Origin of the sequence: Galbibacter pacificus, from assembly GCF_029603165.1 — a bacterium.
Lineage (GTDB): Bacteria > Bacteroidota > Bacteroidia > Flavobacteriales > Flavobacteriaceae > Galbibacter > Galbibacter pacificus.
This window is the reverse complement of the sequence record NZ_JAQSVC010000004.1, coordinates 405,977-424,557: the sequence shown is the minus strand read 5'-3', so window position 1 is coordinate 424,557 and position 18,581 is coordinate 405,977. Positions and strand designations below refer to the sequence as shown.

The following is an 18,581-nucleotide window of genomic DNA, read 5'->3' as shown; positions in this document are numbered from 1 at the left end:
AACTGCATACCATCCATTTTGATAATATTTTAAATGCCGACCCGCCATTTAAGGAATTTAAGGACAAGCACATCTCCAAAGTATTCACCATGCTCGAAAACGGAAAAAGCAGGGAAGATATTCAAACATACCTGGAAATACAGTTTGCCGATATGTATCATAAAAAGGCTCTAAAAGGGCAGTAAGTCGATATAAAATGTTTAAAAAGAGCTTTGATTGCTGCTTTTTACATTAAAAAACCGGTTTTTGATAACAATAGTCGTGTTTTATGTAAACGATTATTGAAAATTCTATATTAATTTCACCCCTATAAAAGCAAGCTCCCCCAAACAGGCCCATTTAAAATTAAGAAAATGAAGTACAGGGAAACATTTATATACGGGACTCGCCTCTTCCATGTCTTGTTGTTCGTTTATGCTTCGGTAAGCAAGTTTTTGGATTTTCAGAATTTCAGGATACGGTCGGGGCAGTCCCCTATGATAGGCGAACATGCCGATATATCGGCCTGGCCGGTCCCTTTGCCCGGAATAATTATCACGCTGTTCCTAATGACCCCCGAATTGCGCCCTGTTGGCGTACGGCCCTGGGAAAACAAACCGAACAATCGCAAATGACATGAAATGGTGTAAAAAACATACAGGTTTAATTGTTGAAATCATCAGTTATCTGTTCATACTCCTTTTTGTATATGCAGCGATAAGCAAGCTATTGGACTTTGAAAACTTTCAAATTCAGTTGGGGCAATCACCTATGTTAAGTGTATATGCCGGTTGGTTGGCATGGCTAGTTCCTGTTTTAGAACTTTTAATAGTAGGGCTTTTAGTTTTTCCAAGGACACGGCTATTAGGGCTCATGGGTGCTTTTACCCTAATGGTCATGTTCACAGTATATATCTACATTATCTTAAATTATGCATCCTACGTTCCCTGTTCCTGTGGTGGTGTTTTGGAAAAGCTAGGATGGGGTGAGCACTTGGTTTTTAATATGGCCTTTATTTTTTTGGCACTCCTTGCTATTTATATTGCATTGCATCCTTCTTTAAATTATCTAAATCTTTCAAAGAGGTTTGTGCTAACTACCCTAAATATTCTTACAATAGGAGCAATATCCACCGTTACATTACTCTACAACTCCTCTGAAAAACAAATGCACACCCGTAATCCTTTTATCCGAAGATTTACACAACACCCTCTTAGAGCGATTGCTGAAAAAGATTTAAAATTAAACTCTTTTTATATCAGTGGATTCAACAAAGGGAATATATATCTATCCAACCAAACGGCTCCATTATTGGTAAAGAAATTGGATACTTCCCTTTTAAAAACAGAAAACCTACGTCTTTCGATACCGAAGGACAGCCTTCCTTATCGTGCTGTCAGAACGATGATCATTCCTCCATATTTTTTTATTGTTGACGGAAGTATTCCTTATGTATTAAGAGGTCTTCTAAAGACCAAAAAGGCAGATTACAAAAAAATAAACGAATTCTTCTCATTAGCTGTCCCGGTACGTAATGATTCTTTAGTAGTGCGAGCACGCAATCATACAAACAATGAAAATGTTCTAGGTACATTATCCTTAGTAAAGGAACCACAGCTCACCATGGCACGTTCCATTTTAAAGAAACAAATAGACGGTGTTTTTGATACGGATGGCACACTTATTTACAATAAGGAATATCAAAAAGTATTATATACCTATTTTTACCGAAATCAATACACTATAGCTGAGTCCGACCTCAGCAGCTATGATATCGCTAATACTATTGATACGATCAGCAAGGCTCAGATCTCGATCGATACTATTTCCTCGCGGGCTATCCGAAAGTTATCAAAGCCCCCGTTAATGGTCAACAAGCTTACGGCCACCTCCGGACGGTATCTATTTATCAACTCAGGTATTATGGGAAATTACGAATCCAGCAAAGTATGGGATCGATCTTCTGTGATCGATGTTTATGATTTTATAGCGCAAAGTTATATCGGGAGTTTTCGTATTCAACATATCGGCAAGGAAAAGCTATCCGATTTTAGGGTTGAAGGGAATTTATTGGTTTGTCTAGTGGGTACTCATTTACAAACCTACCGCATCAGGGATCGGTTGTTCAGGTAATAGAAGATAAAAAATTAATAATAAATCGCGCGATGATAGGGGAAAGACTGAAAACCTATAAAAAAAGAGTAAGTCATATTTATTAATCATTTAAAACATTTTATTATGAAAAAGCGTTTTAAAAATTTAGTGATGCCTATGGCTGTTGTAGTATTGGCTATGGGCGCCGCTTTTGCGGGCAATCAAATTTCAATGGGTCAAGCAGCCCTTGCAGATGCTCCGGGCTATTATTGGAATGAAGTTCAGGAACGATGTGTTGATGCCAATACCACCTGTTCTACTGTTTTCAATTTACAGCAATGTAGTGACGGTATCAATGACCTTTCTGATTCCAATTGTGCTCAACCGCTCTATGTTAAAATTCAGTAACATTCATTTTATTGAGCGATATAAAAGCAATGCCGGTGACCAAAAAATCACCGGCATTGTTATTAGTAGTTCCACGATATCCCTTTAGGCATTGGCAGCCCCCTTAAATAATGGTCAAACCAAGCTTTAATCCTTACCGTCGCATCATATTGCGCTTTGGGATTCAATAAAATGTGTCCTTCCCCTTTATAGCGTAACAGCACATTTTCTTTATTTAGATTACGCAGTGCCATATGAAGGTACATGCTTTGTTCTAGCCCTACATGATAATCCTTTTTCCCTGTCCAGATGAGCAAGGGAATTTTAATTTGATCTGCATATCTTATGGTAGAATTTTCCAAATACCCGTTAAAATCATCATAAAGCATTTCTCCCATTCGCATTTGGTAATCCATATACCGCCACATTCGGGACTCCCCACTGGTTTCTAGGCTCAAGGAGCTACTTACAAAATCAGTCACTGCCCCTCCTGCTACGGCGGTTTTGAACAGATCAGATTTAACGCTTATATAGGTCGTTTCATATCCCCCGAAAGAATGCCCGATCAGTCCTATGGCATTTTCATATACTGGCACCACATCCAATACTTTTTTAACGGCGGCCTCCACACAATTAACCGCTGAAGGCCCTGGTGCCCCAATCTGATAGGTAATATCCGGATATAGCACAAAATAGCCATCGGAGGTATAATTAATTTGGTTAAACCCTCCTGTATTGTAAAGCGATGGTTTTTGGTAGTCGTGAATGTATTGGGATTGCCGTTCATATAGATAGACTATCATGGGGTGTTTTTTATGGGGATTGTAATCATTCGGATAGTATAAAATTCCTTTTAGCTTCTCCCCTTTTTCATTCTTATATTCGATCAGTTCAGCCCTAGTCCAGAGGTAGTCTTTTTGGTGTGTATTTGTGGACACCAATACTTCCGGTTTTTGATCGGGTGAACCTATTAATATTTGAGGAGAAACTTCCGCTGTTTGTGATGTTACTATGTATATTTTTGTTCTCGCTGCTTTTTGGAGGTTATTTATTTTAGCATTTTCAAACACTAGCTCTTGCAGACCTTTTTTAAAATCCCATTGGTAATATCCGCTGTTATATTTATTATCGGTAGCTTCAAGTAAGAGTCCGCTTTCCATATCCATATTGGCATTTAATGCGTCAAAGGATTTCAGCGGTTTTTTATTATGGTTGACTTTTGCAACCTTTAACCTTACCCCTTCGTTTTTTGGCAGTCCGATATATATGGGCTTTGGGCTTTGGGGATTCAACAACCAAACTCCCTGATTGTCATGTACAATCATATATTTAGCATCGGACGACCAGCCTACAAATTCATAGGAGTCTGTATTTTTCCCTGAATAGGAAGAATATTTTGTAAAATGGGATAGTTTTTGGGTCAGGCATCGGTGTCTTTGGGAACCAACCTCATAGACCCACCAGTTACCATCTTTAAAATAGCTGATATAGCGATCATCCGGTGACATTCCTACGAGCGAACGATTCCAATGGTATTTCTTTAAGACTAATTTTAAGCTCCCATCTGATAGGTTCCTGATCCATATATCTGATTTCCCTTCCCCTCCATTTTTAGGCTGGTACCGATACTTATCAAATACAATAGCAAAGTTTCTTTTAGGTGACAGAAATGCGGTGGTATAAATAGAATCCGCAACGGGCATTACTTTATCGGTCTGTATATTCCAAAGGGAGAGTCTGGATGTAGGTAAATTTTTTGCCTTCTCATATTCAAGGGGATCCTGAGCGTTCCAAACTTCCACTATGGAATCTTTATGAGTCTGAGATTCTTTTTTTTGGGTATAAAAGAAAACCTGTTTTTTCTTAGGGCCTATGTACAAAGACGGATACATAGTCCGTTTTATTATTTCCCCATTGGATAATATCTTATCAGGCGTTAGGACCTTTTTTTTATCGGCCTGAGAAATATCAGGAATAAAAATTAAGTTCAAGGCGTCCGATCCATTTTTATCAACATGCTTTTCAAAGAATGTTACGGCATCACCCCTATCGTTCCATATCAAGTTCCCGCGGTCATGCATCGATTTTTCCACAAGGGTGGTAGACCCTATCTTTTCATACGGGTCTATTATTTCTACAGTATTATTTTTAAGCAGCACAGCTATTTTACTTTGATCTGGACTTACCTCAATTTCTTTAATAGCATCTTTTTTGAATTCCCTATTTCCATTCAGGTTTTTAAGTAACAGGCTTTTCCCCTTTTCATTTCTCAGCATAACAGCTATAAAGCCCCCATCATCTAGAAACCATGATTTTATGCCATTTTCTATCCATGTAGTCGCTCCACTTTGAAGGTTTATAATCCCAACTCCTTTTTGCTTGCTAGTTGTTGATAGCCACTGACTATTTTTACTAAAATCCCCCATTTGACTATCAGCCAATACATATTTTAAATCTCTGCCTGTATGTTTTACAAATAGGGTATCCATCCTTTGGTCATACAACAGTGAATAGGAAACCCACTTCCCATCGGGAGCGATGGAAGTGGGTCCCAATTCATGCCAAGAACTATAATCTTCAGGTTCTATTGTTTGTTTTGGTCTTTGTTGTGCTGGGACTGGCACTAATGCCAAAAGGCAAATTGCTACGATACTTATTTTTGAGTATTTAGTTATCATTTTAGTACCCTGGGTTTTGCGGTTGCAATTGATCATTGAGTATAATTTCATTCTCGGGTATGGGCAGCAGCATATCTGTTTCCCTCCATCCGGGCTTTATACTGGGCAGGATTTGACCGGCCATATTCCATCGTTTTAGATCAAACCAACGATGTCCCATTTCACTAAAGAACTCCAAGCGCCACTGCTCTATTACAGCATTTAATACGCTTTGTTCATCTGATAATTGCATTGATTGGAGTCCTGCCCTATTTCGGATAACATTTAGGTCTGCTACGGCAGCTTGTAAATTTCCGGTTTGGGCATAGGCTTCGGCTCTTATAAGATATAATTCTTCAATCCTCAGAATGATGGAATATTCATCAGCTGTCCCTGAGGGGTTCTCATTTTTATATTTATATGGATAATACCAGATATCCGTTCCATCGCTTATACTGCCTACCCACGCTTGTTTTCGCATATCTCCTGTTTCAAAGCTAGACACCAATTCTTCTCTTAGCGATAAAATATCGGGTGGTGTGGCACTTGGAATCATGGTAATGGCTTCGAGTGTTTTCTTCTGTTCTTCTCCGGAATGTAATTGCCATATGGTTGCCGAACTGGTTTTCAAAAACGCTTTTTCCAGATTCATTTCTGGTGGATATAATCCTGAGTTTATCACGCTTGTCACCACCCGAACCGCTTCTGTATTTTTATCGGCATATAGGTATGTTCTAGCCAGTAATGCCCTCGCAGCCATTTTATTGGGGCGTGTATGAAACGAACCCTTATAATCGACTGGCAGCAATTCTTCCGCTTTGATAAGATCGCTGATAATATTATCATATACTTCACTTATACCTGTTCTACCTATGGTACTATTCACAGTGTATGCTGTGGTAGTTACATAGGGAATTTCCCCAAAAAGGTTGACAAGATAAAAATGGAGAAAGGCCCTTATAAATAAGGCTTCCCCTTTTATCCTGTTTATTTCTTCCTGCTCATTAATTTCGGTGGTATCCAGCCCCTCGACAAGGGCATTTGCGGCATATATCTGATTATATGCCAATTCCCACATGGTAGCAACAAGGTCATTTGAAGCAATTATCGAATGGCTATAAAAGGTATCTACAGAAGAATTAGGAACCCCGTAATAATCCAGTTCATCGCTATAACTCCCCATTAGTATGGAAAGTCCACTAAGATCTCCGGCTATCATCCCTCGCTGGCGCATGTTGGCATATATGTCCAACAAGGCAGCCTCGGCGGTCAAAGGATCCTTAAAAACGGCCTCCCCGGTTAACCGGTCATTGGGAAGGTCTATTTCAGTATACTGATCACATCCTCCCATTGTTATACTAAAGAGGAGAAATAATACTTTTAGTCTAGTGGCTCTATATTTCATAACGGTTTGTTTTAAGAATTAAAATTCAAGATGTATTCCCAGGGCATATTGTTTCAGTGGCGGTATATAGGATCCTAGTTGGGATTCCGGATCCTGCCCTTTGTATTTGGTCAGGGTCAAAAGGTTTTGTCCCTGCATGTATATTCTGGCTGAAAACAGTTTAGACCATTGTCTGGGAATTGTATAGGAAACATTTATATTTTTCAGCCTTATGTAAGAGGCATCGCTAATGATTGCTGAGCTACTGCCATGCCTGAGGTATGCATTTCTAGCATCACCATGGATTCCGGTGGTATATCTTTGAATGGCGGCCTCCGTCCCATTCTCCGGCCAATGATCCAATACATAGGCGGGCATATTGAGCATTGCCCCGGGAATTTTCAGACCATATAGGTAGTTTCGTCCTTGTTGTTTTACAAATTGGAAGAGAAAGTCCAAGTTCCAGTTTTTATACTGAATGTTATTGCTCAGCCCCCCGTAAAAATCGGGGTCTATATTTGCCAAAAACTGTCTGTCATTGGGGGTACTCACCTGCCCGTCAAGATCATAATCTTCAAAGGTATAGACTCCGGTATCGGGATTTATCCCTGTGTAGTGATATAGTTTTTGAATATTCACGGGCTGTCCTATGACATATTGATTCGCATAGGTAGAGCCTTCCAGGTTTTCAAACTCCAATAGTTTATTTTTAGGAATACTTAGGTTCAGGCTGCTTGTCCATTTAAACCCTTCCCCTTGAACATTCAGTGTCCTTAGGTCAAACTCCCAGCCAACATTCTCAACCGTAGCCCCTAAATTTGCCTGAATAGAGCTAAACCCGGTCGTTGCCGGTAGGGGTATCCCGACAAGCTGGTTTGAAGACCTGTTTTGGTACCAAGCACCGGTAAGGGAAATACGGTCCTCAAGGAATCCCAGTTCCAAGGCCATCTCCAGTTTTTTATTGACCTCCCATCCAAAATCGGGATTATACAACCTACTGGGCTGAAGCCCTATCACCCCATCGTACAGGCCTCCGCTAACGCTATAGGTGTTCAGGTATTGATAATCCCCTATCTGGTCGTTCCCCGTTGTCCCATAGCTTGCCCTAACCTTTCCAAAACTAAGCCACGGCACCGCATTTTCAACAAACTTTTCCCGGGCGAACAGCCATGCCATTCCAACAGCCCCAAAGGTAGCATATCGCCTATTGCTCCCAAATCGGGAGGAGCCATCCCTTCTACCGGTTAAATTAATAAGGTATTTACCATCCCATTTATAATTGACCCTGGCATATATGGCCTGATATTTATATTCACTTTGAGTGTGGTTGCTTACATTAACCGTCTCGGCCGCCGCAAGGCTTTCAATAAGCTCATTGCTTGAGAACCCCCTGCCTATTTGATTCAGGGTCTCGCTTTGATTTGTCTGAAAAGTAGCCCCTATTAACGCCGCCAGTGTATTTTTGCCCCAACCGGCATTCCACTCCAGTTGTGGCTCTACGATCCATGAATAGCGATCCCCACTGTTATGGAAAAGCATGGAATTGGCACTTGTCAATCCAATGGCCGAGTTATAAACCGTTGAGGGGAGCGTTCGAATTTCCGTTAACCTGGTACTTGTATATCCCGTACTGATTTTAGCTGTAAGGGACGGGATCACTTTATAGGAGAACAGTCCATTGGCTATCAGGTTTTTTGTCTTTGACCTATATCGGGATGCCATATCCGCCAAGGGGTTCGAAAAAGTACCCTCTTCCCAATTCAGGCTCCCGTCTTCGTTATACAAGGCTGGCGCATTGGGGGGCAATGTCATGGCATCACTTGTAAGGTCGGCAAACATTTGGTTGTTGGTCTCTGCTGCGTAGTCCACGGACATGTTCATGGAAAAGCGCTCATCATCGCTACGGTGGTTAAGGTTATTGTGAACGCTGGTTCTATGGTAGCCGTTATCCCCGGGAAAAACAGATGTTTCCTTTCGATGGGTTCCACTAATTAAAAAGCGTGTGTTCTCATTCCCTCCCGATATCCCCAATTGAGTATTGGTGGTCCATGCCGTACCCCCGCTGAGTTCTTTTTGCCAGTCCGTATATCGGTTTTGATCCCATGTCCCATTGACATCATAGGCACTTGAGGGATATGGATCGATACCGTCATTTTTATAGGCTTCCCGGCGCATTGCTATATATTCTTGAGTATCCATCAGGTTCATTGTTCGGGCCAGGGTCCCGGCACTTGTATATGTATTAAGTGATAAACTTGTTTTCCCGGCTTTACCTTTCTTTGTGGTAATGAGCACCACTCCATTGGCTCCCCTGGAGCCATAAATAGCGGTGGCATCCGCATCTTTTAATACCTCGATACTTTGTATATCGGAAGGGTTGATACTATTCAGGGGACTTGAAGCCCCGCCGAGTATCGCTCCCGAGAGGGAGGTACTCCCCAGTGATTCTGATGAAAAGGGCACCCCATCGACGATATAGAGGGGCGCATTCCCATCGGCACGAAGGCTGTTTACCCCACGAACCTGAATATTGAACCCTCCACCGGAGACCCCGGTATTTTGGGTGATCAGTACTCCTGACATCTGCCCTTGCATAGCTGCCAGTGGGCTGGCTACGGGTTGGTCATCAATTGATTTAGAAGTTATTTTACTGATACTTCCGGTACGTTCCTTTTCAGTAACTGTATAATACCCGGCATTGACCGTAACGGCGCCCAGATCGGTTACGTCCTCTTCCAGCACCAGGGAAAGTTCCGTCGAGCTTCCCACGGCGACCTCCAGTTTCTTGAACCCGATATAGCTCAGTATCAAAACATCGGAAGGGACGGCCTCCAGGTAAAAGGCCCCTTTTTCATCCGAAAAAGTGCCACTTGAAGAACCTTTTATCCCTACGTTCACTCCCTGGATGGGAATGCCATTGGAATCGGTGACCGTCCCCTTGATCCGATGTTGATAGGCAGCCAAATCAAACAAATTAACATCCTTGGTATTCCCGAAGAGGGAACAGGTGCCCGTAGAAAAAATGAGAAGGGCAAATAAAAGGGTGCACCTATCCCTTAAAATATATTTTTTTTGCATAATCTTAGTTGTTATAAAACTTCGGTTTTGTCGGTATTGGCCCCTTATGTCCTCTTTATCCCTAAAGGGCCTTTCAAAATCTAATCATCATGCCCATCCTTGGCCATGGATATGCCTGCCTCCCTTGCCGGGAATGGTGTTATCGGCAGGTCAGCTCCCATGGGAAGAACGGCCTTAAGGTCTGAACCATCGTTTGGCCACATGGCCGGATGCCATGATCATGTGCAGTTGTTGATTACGGGAGAAAAGATATCGTATACCGGAAAGAAAATGTTTGGCGTGGCTCCCGTAACAAATATGTGCCTATATGGGGCACTTCGGTTTTTTGGCAAACAGGATGTAATACACCGTGAACACAACGTTGTATTGTGCCCTGATAATCAAGCTGTCCGGTTGGTGTTTCATCCTGTTTTTTTATCTGATCGCAAAACTTCGAATAAAACCAAGAAACAAGCGCTATGAATAGTTGAGTAAGCCTAAAATTACTAGTATAAAAAGGCGTGAAACTCAACTTACCGACTAGAGGTACTGGTATACCTTGGAAACGATAAGAGAGCCCACGCCCGCGGTCGTGAGCAAACTTACTTATCATCTCGTTTCCATAAAAAGTACCAGTTTTCTAGTCGAGACTCAAAGCAATTGCTTCTAATATTTTTCTAAAAGAAGAATCACAAAAATAGCCCTTTATCTTATAAGGCTCCACCAAATATAATTAAAATATTTTAACGACACAAACGTCGTTGAAATATTTTGATTTATTCTCTTCCTTTGAGTATGATTGATGAGGAAACCATTTTACATTACACCACTTCAATAGAGATGGTACTAAAAGAGCTAAGAGAGGAGAAAGGAATTGCTTCAGGACTAGGCAAGCAAGCATCTCAATCATTTGTTAATGGTGATTTCGAACAAAAGTATGGTTTCACAACAAATATGGGCCGAAACGAGTCTAACCCAAATTTTGAGATGAGGACTTTATTTTACCTCTGTGATTATTTTGATATTTCTGTAATAGACTTTTTTAAAAGAGTCTTTAATAAAAGGGAAAAAGAAATTTCCGATTTTTTAAAGATTAAAGAAAAAAGAAGGGAAAAACGTAAAAGATATAAATGAGCCAATCCAATGTGATTGGTATTTTTCTTTCATGGGGTTTTGGATTTCAGTTATTGCTCCTTGGCAAAATCTTTTTAACGTCTCATGGACTATCCATGGTTTATCCCAGGCTTATTTATAAGAGATGCAACAATGTGATTAAAATTTTGATAGCATGTAACAAAGGTTTTATTTAATCGTCATAAGATAAAGTGATTCAATGAGACAAATTATTTGTAGTGCCCTAAATTTAATTCTTCTTATTGCCCTTGTAGGGTGTAAAAACCCTAAAAAATCAGGACAACAGAATTTTATTTCACCTATTTCCGAAAATGTCTCTTTCGAAAATTCCAAAGACCGTATTACCCTCAAGGGAACTTTATCTTTACCAAATGAACCGTCAACTTTTCCTGCTGTTATTCTAATAAGTGGAAATGGTAGAAATAACAGAGATTCTGAATTTGGTGACCATAAACCCTTTTTGGACATTTCCAACTATTTGACTAAAAACGGTATTGCGGTGTTGAGATACGACAAAAGGGGAGTGGGACAATCAGAGGGGAATTTTGATGCTGCAAATTCATATGATTTTGCCGAAGATGTAAGTGCTGCTCTAGATTATCTTTTAACGAGAAAAGAAATTCAAAAAAATAATATTGGCTTGATAGGTCACAGTGAAGGAGGTCTAATTGCGCCTATTGTAGCTTCGAATTCATCAGCTATAGCATTTATAGTTTCGTTGGCGGGGCCGAGTCTGGCAGGAGATAAAATCTTACTAAACCAACAAAGGGCCCTTGCCGAAATAAGAGGGGTGGACCAAGTTAAAATAAATCGATTGCAGAAAGTAAATCGAGAGGCATTTGAACTTGTAAAGCAGAATAAAAACGATACTGTTTTGAAAGAAAAAATGATAGCCTATATCCAGGAAATATCTAAAAATGACCCTGATAAACCAAAAGATATGACCTATGAAAAGTATGTATCGGCACAAGTCAATTCGATATTAAGACCGTGGATGATCAATTTCTTGAGATATGACCCGAAAGTATATATAAGGAAAGTGAAATGTCCTGTTCTTGCACTTAACGGCTCAAGGGATTTGCAAGTTTTAGCAAAAGAAAATTTACCGAAGTGGAAAAAGGTATTAGTGGAATCAGGCAATAAAAATGTAACTATTAAAGAACTTCCAGATTTAAATCACCAATTTCAGACTTGTGAAACAGGATTGCCAAAAGAATATGCAACGTTAAATGAATCATTTTCTCCTATTGCCTTACGCGAAATGACAGAATGGATAAAAAAACAAGTAAGATAAAGCTGCCAATAGCTATGCGTTCGTATGATCGGAACGTCATTCACTCTGATAAATTGTTGAATTTAGCAATGTCTTAACTTGGGTAAGGCTACATTTTTTGGGAGGAGGTCACATTCTCGAAAGCTGTTTTAAATCATCGAAAGTTTATGTGGGTTTCAGTAAAAGCACCAATAGCTTCCCGCAAGCCAATGGGGGAGGTTAACGGAATGCCGTGCAAATTATTTAAGGGCCAACTCACGTCATATAATACAATCTCCCAATAGAATAAATACTATTGGACAGGACAAAGGATCAATTTCAAAATTTTTTGTAACAGAAATGTGCTAAATTTGTTACAGGCTGTAAATTGATATGGATCAAAATATCAAATTACATCCATCTTGTTTCTATAAACTCCTAATTTTAGCAGTACTTTTGCAGAAAAATAATTTGGTGTGGGAATAATAAAAGTAACCAATATACAGGTATATGCCTATCACGGCTGTTTGGTAGAAGAAGGAAAAATAGGCAGTGATTATCGGGTAGATGTAGAGGTGAAGGCCAATTTACAGCCATCTGCGGCGAGCGATCAACTTAAAGACACGGTAGATTATGTACAGATAAACCGTATTGTAAAAGAAGAAATGGCCATACGGTCAAAGTTATTGGAACACGTAGCCAAGCGGATTATCGACCGGATTTTAGAAGAAATAGCTATTGCCGATCAGGCCACGGTCGAGGTTTCTAAAATAAATCCGCCCATTGGCGGCAATGTAGAGCAGGTAACCATACAAATGACACTTGCCAGATAGTTTATGGTTTCAACCTTTAAGTTTTTAAATTAAATAAAAAACTCTTTTGGATTAAAAGCGATATTTTTATTACATTTGCCGTCCGTAAAAGGGCATCGTGGCCGAGTGGCTAGGCAGAGGTCTGCAAAACCTTGTACAGCGGTTCGAATCCGCTCGATGCCTCAAAAATCCACCTTTTTTGAGGTGGATTTTTTTATGCCCCGAACCATGCGTTTCCAAGCAGACACAGCATCAATTTTTAAATGACCATTAAAAAGAAGTTACAGGCTCACCGAAAAAATAAACGTACATCTTACTATTTATCAGGCAATAGTTTTTTATTTTAGTGGATTAATACCAACTATTTTAACCAATTAAACCGCCTTATGAAAACCTATTTTTTTATTGCTATTTTCCTAAAAACCCTCTTTTTAACTGCTCAAATCCCTGTTTCCATACCCGAAAATCTCGCTGAAAACGAAACAAAATTCAAACTTCAGAAAAAAGAGATCGAAGTGACGTGGCCCATCGCAAATAAAAATGTGGCCAAAATGATACTTAGCCTTGAAGCAAACAAGCCTTTGTTCCGTTCCATCGGCATTATTGAAAATGGTAATTTGAAAGAAATAGCCACGCAATTGGAGCCCCGTTTTTTAATAAATGTTGGCAAAAGAACCTTAAAGCCTGAAAACGGATGGACCATTTTTTTTGATAAGGTGCCCACACGGCCCTATACTTCACATGTGCTGGAACTCAATAAAAAGGAGGTAAAGGTTACCAAGAGCGGAAACCGGACTAAAATTACAATAGGGGAAGTTACGGCACCCGATTTTTCCGGGAACATTGAAATAACAATCTATAATGGCGAGCCCCTTTTCAATATAGCAGCGGAGGTTGCTACCAAAAAAGACAGTACGGCGATTCTGTATGATGCCGGGCTGGTTGGTGCCAAAGCATGGGATAAAATTGCATTTATGGGCAATGGACATACGTTTCAGGAAATAAAACCGTCAATTGAAGATAAAAGTATAAATACAGCCGTAAAATACCGAACCATTATCGGCAGTTCCAAAAATGGGGCAATCGCTGTCTTCCCGCCTCCGCACCAATATTTTTACCCCTTGGATGAGGCCTTCAACTTAAAGTTTACCTGGTATGGGGCCAATTACAGGGAAATGATCCCGGGATATGGTATCGGTATTCGGCAGGATCTAAAAGGCGATCATAGATATGTGCCATGGTTTAATGCGCCCCCGGGAACGGAACAACGGCTTAATTTCTTTTGTTTGTTAGGCGTCGATGGCCCGGACGCATTGTTGGACTCGGTAAAAAAATATACACATGCCGACACATACAAATCCATTCCATCCCATAAAACAATGGCAAGTCATTTTCACAATGAATTTATAATGAACGTGGTAATGAAAGGGGGACCGGTCCCGCAAAAACCTGAATTTGTGGATGTTTTTAAGCAAATGGGGGTCGATATTGTCCACTTAGGGGAATTCCATTACACGGCGCACCCGAAAGGTCCCGATCCTAAGCGCTTGTTGGAACTGGACGCGTTGTTTGAACAATGCAGGCGGCTTTCTGACGATACATTTCTTCTGCTTCCCGGGGAAGAGCCCAACGAGTTTCTGGGCGGACATTGGATGGCCCTGTTTCCCAAACCTGTTTATTGGGTTATGAACAGGGAAGACGGTAAACCCTTTGTCTCCAAAGATGAAACCCATGGAAAAGTATACCGGATAAAAGACAAAGACGAAATGTTGCGTTTGCTTGAACTGGAAAAAGGATTGGCATGGACGGCCCACCCGAGGATTAAAGGCTCTACCGGATATCCCGATGCATATAAAGAGGAAGTGTTTTTTAAATCTGACCGGTTTTTGGGCGGCGCATGGAAGGCCATGCCGGCAGACTTGTCCCAACGACGGTTGGGGCTTCGCGTACTCGACTTAATGGACGATATGAACAATTGGGGCCTTCGGAAAAAAGTAATTGCCGAGTCGGATCTTTTTACCATTGCCCACGAAAACGAAATGTATGCCCATATGAACATCAATTATTTAAAAATGGACGCATTGCCAAACTTTAAAAATGGATGGCAACCGGTTTTAACGGCCATGACAGAAGGAAAATTCTTTTCAACTACAGGGGAAATTTTAATTCCGTTGTTTTCGGTAAACAATTCAGCTTCCGGGCAAACCGCATCGGGAGCCCAAAAAAAGAAAGCAACGATACAGATGAAGGTCGATTGGACTTTTCCCTTACATTTTGTGGAAATCGTAACTGGCGACGGGGAAAAAACGTATAGGGAGCGTATTTCCCTTGACGATACAAGAGCGTTTGGAACCAAGAATTTTTCGTTTTCCGTTGATCTGACCGGAAAAAAATGGGTGCGTGTAGAGGTTTGGGACGTTGCGGTAAACGGTGCCTTTACCCAAACGGTATACTTGGAATAAACATCAATTACGTTAAAATAAAACGCTTTTTTACTTTTATTCAACATTATTTTTATATTTACCTTCTATCATTAATCGTGCTGAAAAACAGATTGATGACAAACTAAAACGTTAAATCCATGAAAAGACGTACTGCTATTCGAAACCTTGGCCTGGTAACGGGAGGGCTTTTTTTATTGCCGTCCTGTAATTTTTCTGAAGAAAGGGTGCCTTTGGTGCTTAGCAAGCTTAAAATTACCACAGAAGAAGAAATATTGTTGGAAGCTATGATAGATACCATACTTCCGGAAACCGATACCCCGGGCGGGGTTTCGCTAAAAGTGCAAAATTTTGTCTGGACAATGCTGGACGATTGTGCCTCGCCAGAACAGCAAGCCTCTTTTTTAAATGGGTTAAGGGGGTTTAATGCATCCGTTAAGGAAAAACATGGAGATAATTTTGTTGATATGGACAAAAAGGAAAGGTTAGCAACATTGCAAAACCTGATGGACGATGAAACTTTAAACAAAGACCTTTCAAACTTTTTGCATACCACCAAGCATACAGCGGTTTGGGGCTATAAAAACACCGAGTATTACATGACGCAGTTAATGCCTTACAAATTAATTCCCGGCGCCTTTTCATACAGAACCAAAACAATAGACCCTAACGAAAAAATAAACATCAATGCCTAATTTTAATATAGATAGTACAAAGAAAAATACATTCGACGCGATTGTAATCGGTTCGGGAATGAGCGGGGGATGGGCTGCCAAGGAATTTACCGAAAAAGGCTTAAAAACCTTGGTGCTGGAACGTGGCCGCAATGTAACGCATATAAAAGATTACCCCACCACCAATTTAATGCCTTGGGAGGTAAAGGATGCCAACCAAGTTTCATACGATGTAAAAAAGGAAAACCCTATTGCCGCAAGGTGTTATAATTTTAAGGAAGATTCACAGCATTTTTTTACCAAAGACAAAGAACAGCCTTATATACAAGAAAAGCCTTTTGATTGGATCCGGGGCTATCAAACCGGGGGCAAATCATTGCTTTGGGCACGGCAGACCCAACGGTTGAGCGATTTCGATTTTGAAGGCCCCGACCGCGATGGTTTTGCAGTAGATTGGCCTATCCGCTACAAAGATTTGGCGCCTTGGTACAGCTATGTAGAAAAATTTGTGGGAATTTCTGGGGAATACGATGGTTTGGAAACGCTTCCCGATGGTGAATTTTTAAAGTCGATGGGGTTAAATGCCACGGAACAGTATTTTAAGGAAGTGGTTGCCAAAAAATACAACAACCAGCGCCATGTAATTTATGGCCGGTGTGCACATATTACCGAAAACAAGGAAATTTTCATGAAACAGGGCCGGGCCATGTGCCAAACCCGTGACCTCTGTAGGCGTGGTTGTCCGTTTGGCGGCTATTTTAGCAGCAATGCAAGCACCCTTCCATGGGCCCAGAAAACCGGAAATTTAACCATGCAGCACGATGCCGTGGTACATTCCGTTATTTATGACGATGAAAAGGAAAAGGCCACCGGAGTACGGGTAATCGATGCGAAGACCAAGGAAATGACCGAATATTATGCACCGGTTATTTTTGTAAATGCAAGTGCATTTAATTCTAATATGATTTTACTGAACTCTAAGTCCAAACGTTTCCCGAACGGCCTTGGAAATGATAATGGCCTTTTAGGAAAATACATAGCCTTTCATAATTACCGGGTAAGCATTAGCGCCGAATACGATGGAAACCTGGACAAAACCACCACGGGAAGAAGGCCAACAAGCGGTTATGTGCCCCGTTTTAGAAATATCCATAAACAGGAAACTGATTTTTTAAGGGGCTATGCTGCCGGTTTTGGCGCATCCCGACAGATTATTCAAGACTCCGAGGGTCTGGGAGAAGCATTAAAACAAAACTTGGTAAGCCCGAAATACGGAAACTGGCGGGTGGGATCGCATATGATGGGGGAAACCATTCCGAAAGAAGAAAGTACGCTTAGTCTGGATACAGAAAAGACTGATCAGTACGGGATTCCGCAGCTGCGCATCAATTTGGATTACGACGACAACGATGAAAAAATGATTGCAGATTACGTAGAACAGTTTACCGAAATGTTCGAAGCGGCAGGATTTACCAACATAAAAGCCCATGACATCCCCGATAAAGCGCCCGGTTTGGACATACACGAAATGGGCGGGGTACGTATGGGCCACGATCCTAAAACATCGTTGCTAAACAAATGGAACCAATTGCATGCCTGTAAAAACGTATATGTAACCGATGGTGCCTGTATGACTTCAACAAGTACGCAAAACCCTTCACTTACCTACATGGCATTAACCGCCAGAGCGTGTGACCATGCAATAAAAGCATCTAAAAAGGGGGAGGCATAGTTTTACGGGTGCGCTTCAATAATTTTCCTGGCATTGTCATTTTCAGGGTTTAATTCAAGTGCCTTTTTATAGGCCTGTATGCCTTGGCCTGTTTTTCCCAGCTTTAATAAGCATTCGCCCAGGCTGTCGTATGTATTGGCAGCTTCGGGATAGAGTTCGGTATTGATTGTAAATATTTTTAGGGCTTCTTCATTTTTGTCCTGGTTCATTAAATTGTACCCAAGCATGTTCAGCATGTTTTCAGACACGTTATAGGTCGCTTCATCCCCTTTTTCAAATTCAGTTTTAATTAATGTTATGGTTTTGTCGATGGAATTGGTTTCCTTGTAAAAAGTGCCCACTTGCTTTAATTTCATTTGTCGGTGCTTTTCTCTTTGCTCTGCGAGCGTTGGCACATAATAATACTGGCGTTCTTCGTCGGTTACTTTGGTGGTGTCGGTTTTGTATTGCGCCATTATGGTATTCCCGTTTCCATCATCTGTTTGTACATATTGCGTACCATAGATTTGCGGCGCTCCCCTTCTCATCAAGTCTCTGTCCACCGCAGCCGCATACCACCATCTGTTAAGCGAGGGATCCATATTAATGGCCTTATCAAAGCAGGTAACGGCCATTTTAGAAGCAATGGTGTCGTTTCCGTGCTGAAAGATAATCCCGGCATTGAGGTAATCTTGAGCGGTTTTAACTTTTCCGTCTTTTAACAGCTTGTAAACTTTTGTTCTTCTAATGCTGTCCTGTTCAATTAAGGCCTTCCAATCCCCGGCGGCGAAAGTGTTCATTCGTGCTTTTTGGTCGGCATCGGCCATTTGTTGCAATTGGATGTTATTTTGTGCGTTTAAATAGGTTGAAGTGGAAGCGATTAGCAAAAGCAAGCGTAATTTTAATAGGGTGTTCATTTTATTAAGTTTTGTGTTGATTGTTGGTTACACGCATAATTTATTGATGAAAAACTAAAAATGCGATTAAAATCGTAATTTA

15 protein-coding genes and 1 tRNA gene are annotated in these 18,581 nt (G+C 40.9%); 12 read left to right on the top strand and 4 right to left on the bottom strand.

Going from position 1 to position 18,581, the window contains the following annotated elements:
* The 4 genes from PSF86_RS13305 to PSF86_RS13290 form a co-directional block, all read left to right on the top strand.
* Positions 1-185, top strand: a 185-nt coding sequence (locus PSF86_RS13305) for a hypothetical protein (protein ID WP_277900566.1), incomplete at its 5' end; no start/stop codon positions are given.
* Between the two features lie 168 nt (positions 186-353).
* Entirely contained in the window at positions 354-614 is a 261-nt protein-coding gene (locus PSF86_RS13300; RefSeq protein WP_277900565.1) for a MauE/DoxX family redox-associated membrane protein, read from the top strand.
* Between the two features lies 1 nt (position 615).
* Entirely contained in the window at positions 616-2,112 is a 1,497-nt protein-coding gene (locus PSF86_RS13295) for a DoxX family protein (protein WP_277900564.1), read from the top strand.
* A 105-nt stretch (positions 2,113-2,217) separates the two neighbouring features.
* On the top strand, positions 2,218-2,481 hold the full coding sequence (locus PSF86_RS13290; RefSeq protein WP_277900563.1) for a DUF6520 family protein: 264 nt from the start codon (positions 2,218-2,220) through the stop codon (positions 2,479-2,481).
* Positions 2,482-2,543: 62 nt separating this feature from the next.
* Here PSF86_RS13290 and PSF86_RS13285 read toward each other — a convergent pair whose 3' ends face one another.
* The 3 genes from PSF86_RS13285 to PSF86_RS13275 are packed head-to-tail and all read right to left on the bottom strand — an operon-like array spanning position 2,544 to position 9,579.
* Entirely contained in the window at positions 2,544-5,138 is a 2,595-nt protein-coding gene (locus PSF86_RS13285) for an alpha/beta hydrolase family protein (protein ID WP_277900562.1), read from the bottom strand.
* Position 5,139: 1 nt separating this feature from the next.
* Positions 5,140-6,522: a RagB/SusD family nutrient uptake outer membrane protein gene (locus PSF86_RS13280; RefSeq protein WP_277900561.1), complete on the bottom strand. Its 1,383-nt coding sequence runs from the start codon at positions 6,520-6,522 to the stop codon at positions 5,140-5,142.
* An 18-nt stretch (positions 6,523-6,540) separates the two neighbouring features.
* On the bottom strand, positions 6,541-9,579 hold the full coding sequence (locus PSF86_RS13275; RefSeq protein ID WP_277900560.1) for a SusC/RagA family TonB-linked outer membrane protein: 3,039 nt from the start codon (positions 9,577-9,579) through the stop codon (positions 6,541-6,543).
* Positions 9,580-9,684: 105 nt separating this feature from the next.
* Between PSF86_RS13275 and PSF86_RS13270 the strand changes: the two genes are divergently transcribed.
* From PSF86_RS13270 to PSF86_RS13235, 8 genes are all read left to right on the top strand, one after another.
* Complete coding sequence (locus tag PSF86_RS13270) at positions 9,685-10,041, top strand: hypothetical protein (protein WP_277900559.1); 357 nt, start codon at positions 9,685-9,687, stop codon at positions 10,039-10,041.
* A 312-nt stretch (positions 10,042-10,353) separates the two neighbouring features.
* Positions 10,354-10,692, top strand: coding sequence for a hypothetical protein (locus tag PSF86_RS13265; RefSeq protein ID WP_277900558.1), 339 nt, complete (start codon positions 10,354-10,356; stop codon positions 10,690-10,692).
* Positions 10,693-10,891: 199 nt separating this feature from the next.
* Positions 10,892-11,986 carry an alpha/beta hydrolase family protein gene (locus PSF86_RS13260; RefSeq protein ID WP_277900557.1) on the top strand — a complete coding sequence of 365 codons (1,095 nt, stop codon included), beginning with the start codon at positions 10,892-10,894 and terminating at the stop codon, positions 11,984-11,986.
* A 434-nt stretch (positions 11,987-12,420) separates the two neighbouring features.
* Positions 12,421-12,777, top strand: a complete 357-nt coding sequence (gene folB, locus PSF86_RS13255) for a dihydroneopterin aldolase (protein ID WP_277900556.1) — start codon at positions 12,421-12,423, stop codon at positions 12,775-12,777.
* Positions 12,778-12,868: 91 nt separating this feature from the next.
* A tRNA-Cys gene (locus PSF86_RS13250) sits at positions 12,869-12,939 on the top strand.
* 203 nt (positions 12,940-13,142) lie between these two features.
* Complete coding sequence (locus PSF86_RS13245) at positions 13,143-15,218, top strand: CehA/McbA family metallohydrolase domain-containing protein (RefSeq protein ID WP_277900555.1); 2,076 nt, start codon at positions 13,143-13,145, stop codon at positions 15,216-15,218.
* Between the two features lie 119 nt (positions 15,219-15,337).
* Positions 15,338-15,892 carry a gluconate 2-dehydrogenase subunit 3 family protein gene (locus PSF86_RS13240; protein WP_277900554.1) on the top strand — a complete coding sequence of 185 codons (555 nt, stop codon included), beginning with the start codon at positions 15,338-15,340 and terminating at the stop codon, positions 15,890-15,892.
* Positions 15,885-17,603 carry a GMC oxidoreductase gene (locus PSF86_RS13235; protein WP_277900553.1) on the top strand — a complete coding sequence of 573 codons (1,719 nt, stop codon included), beginning with the start codon at positions 15,885-15,887 and terminating at the stop codon, positions 17,601-17,603. The genes PSF86_RS13240 and PSF86_RS13235 overlap by 8 nt, the downstream gene beginning before the upstream one ends.
* 2 nt (positions 17,604-17,605) lie before the next feature.
* Here the strand turns inward: PSF86_RS13235 and PSF86_RS13230 are convergent, their stop codons facing one another.
* Positions 17,606-18,499 (bottom strand): tetratricopeptide repeat protein, encoded by an 894-nt coding sequence (locus tag PSF86_RS13230; RefSeq protein WP_277900552.1) that lies wholly within the window; start codon positions 18,497-18,499, stop codon positions 17,606-17,608.
* Between the last annotated feature and the right edge of the window lie 82 nt (positions 18,500-18,581).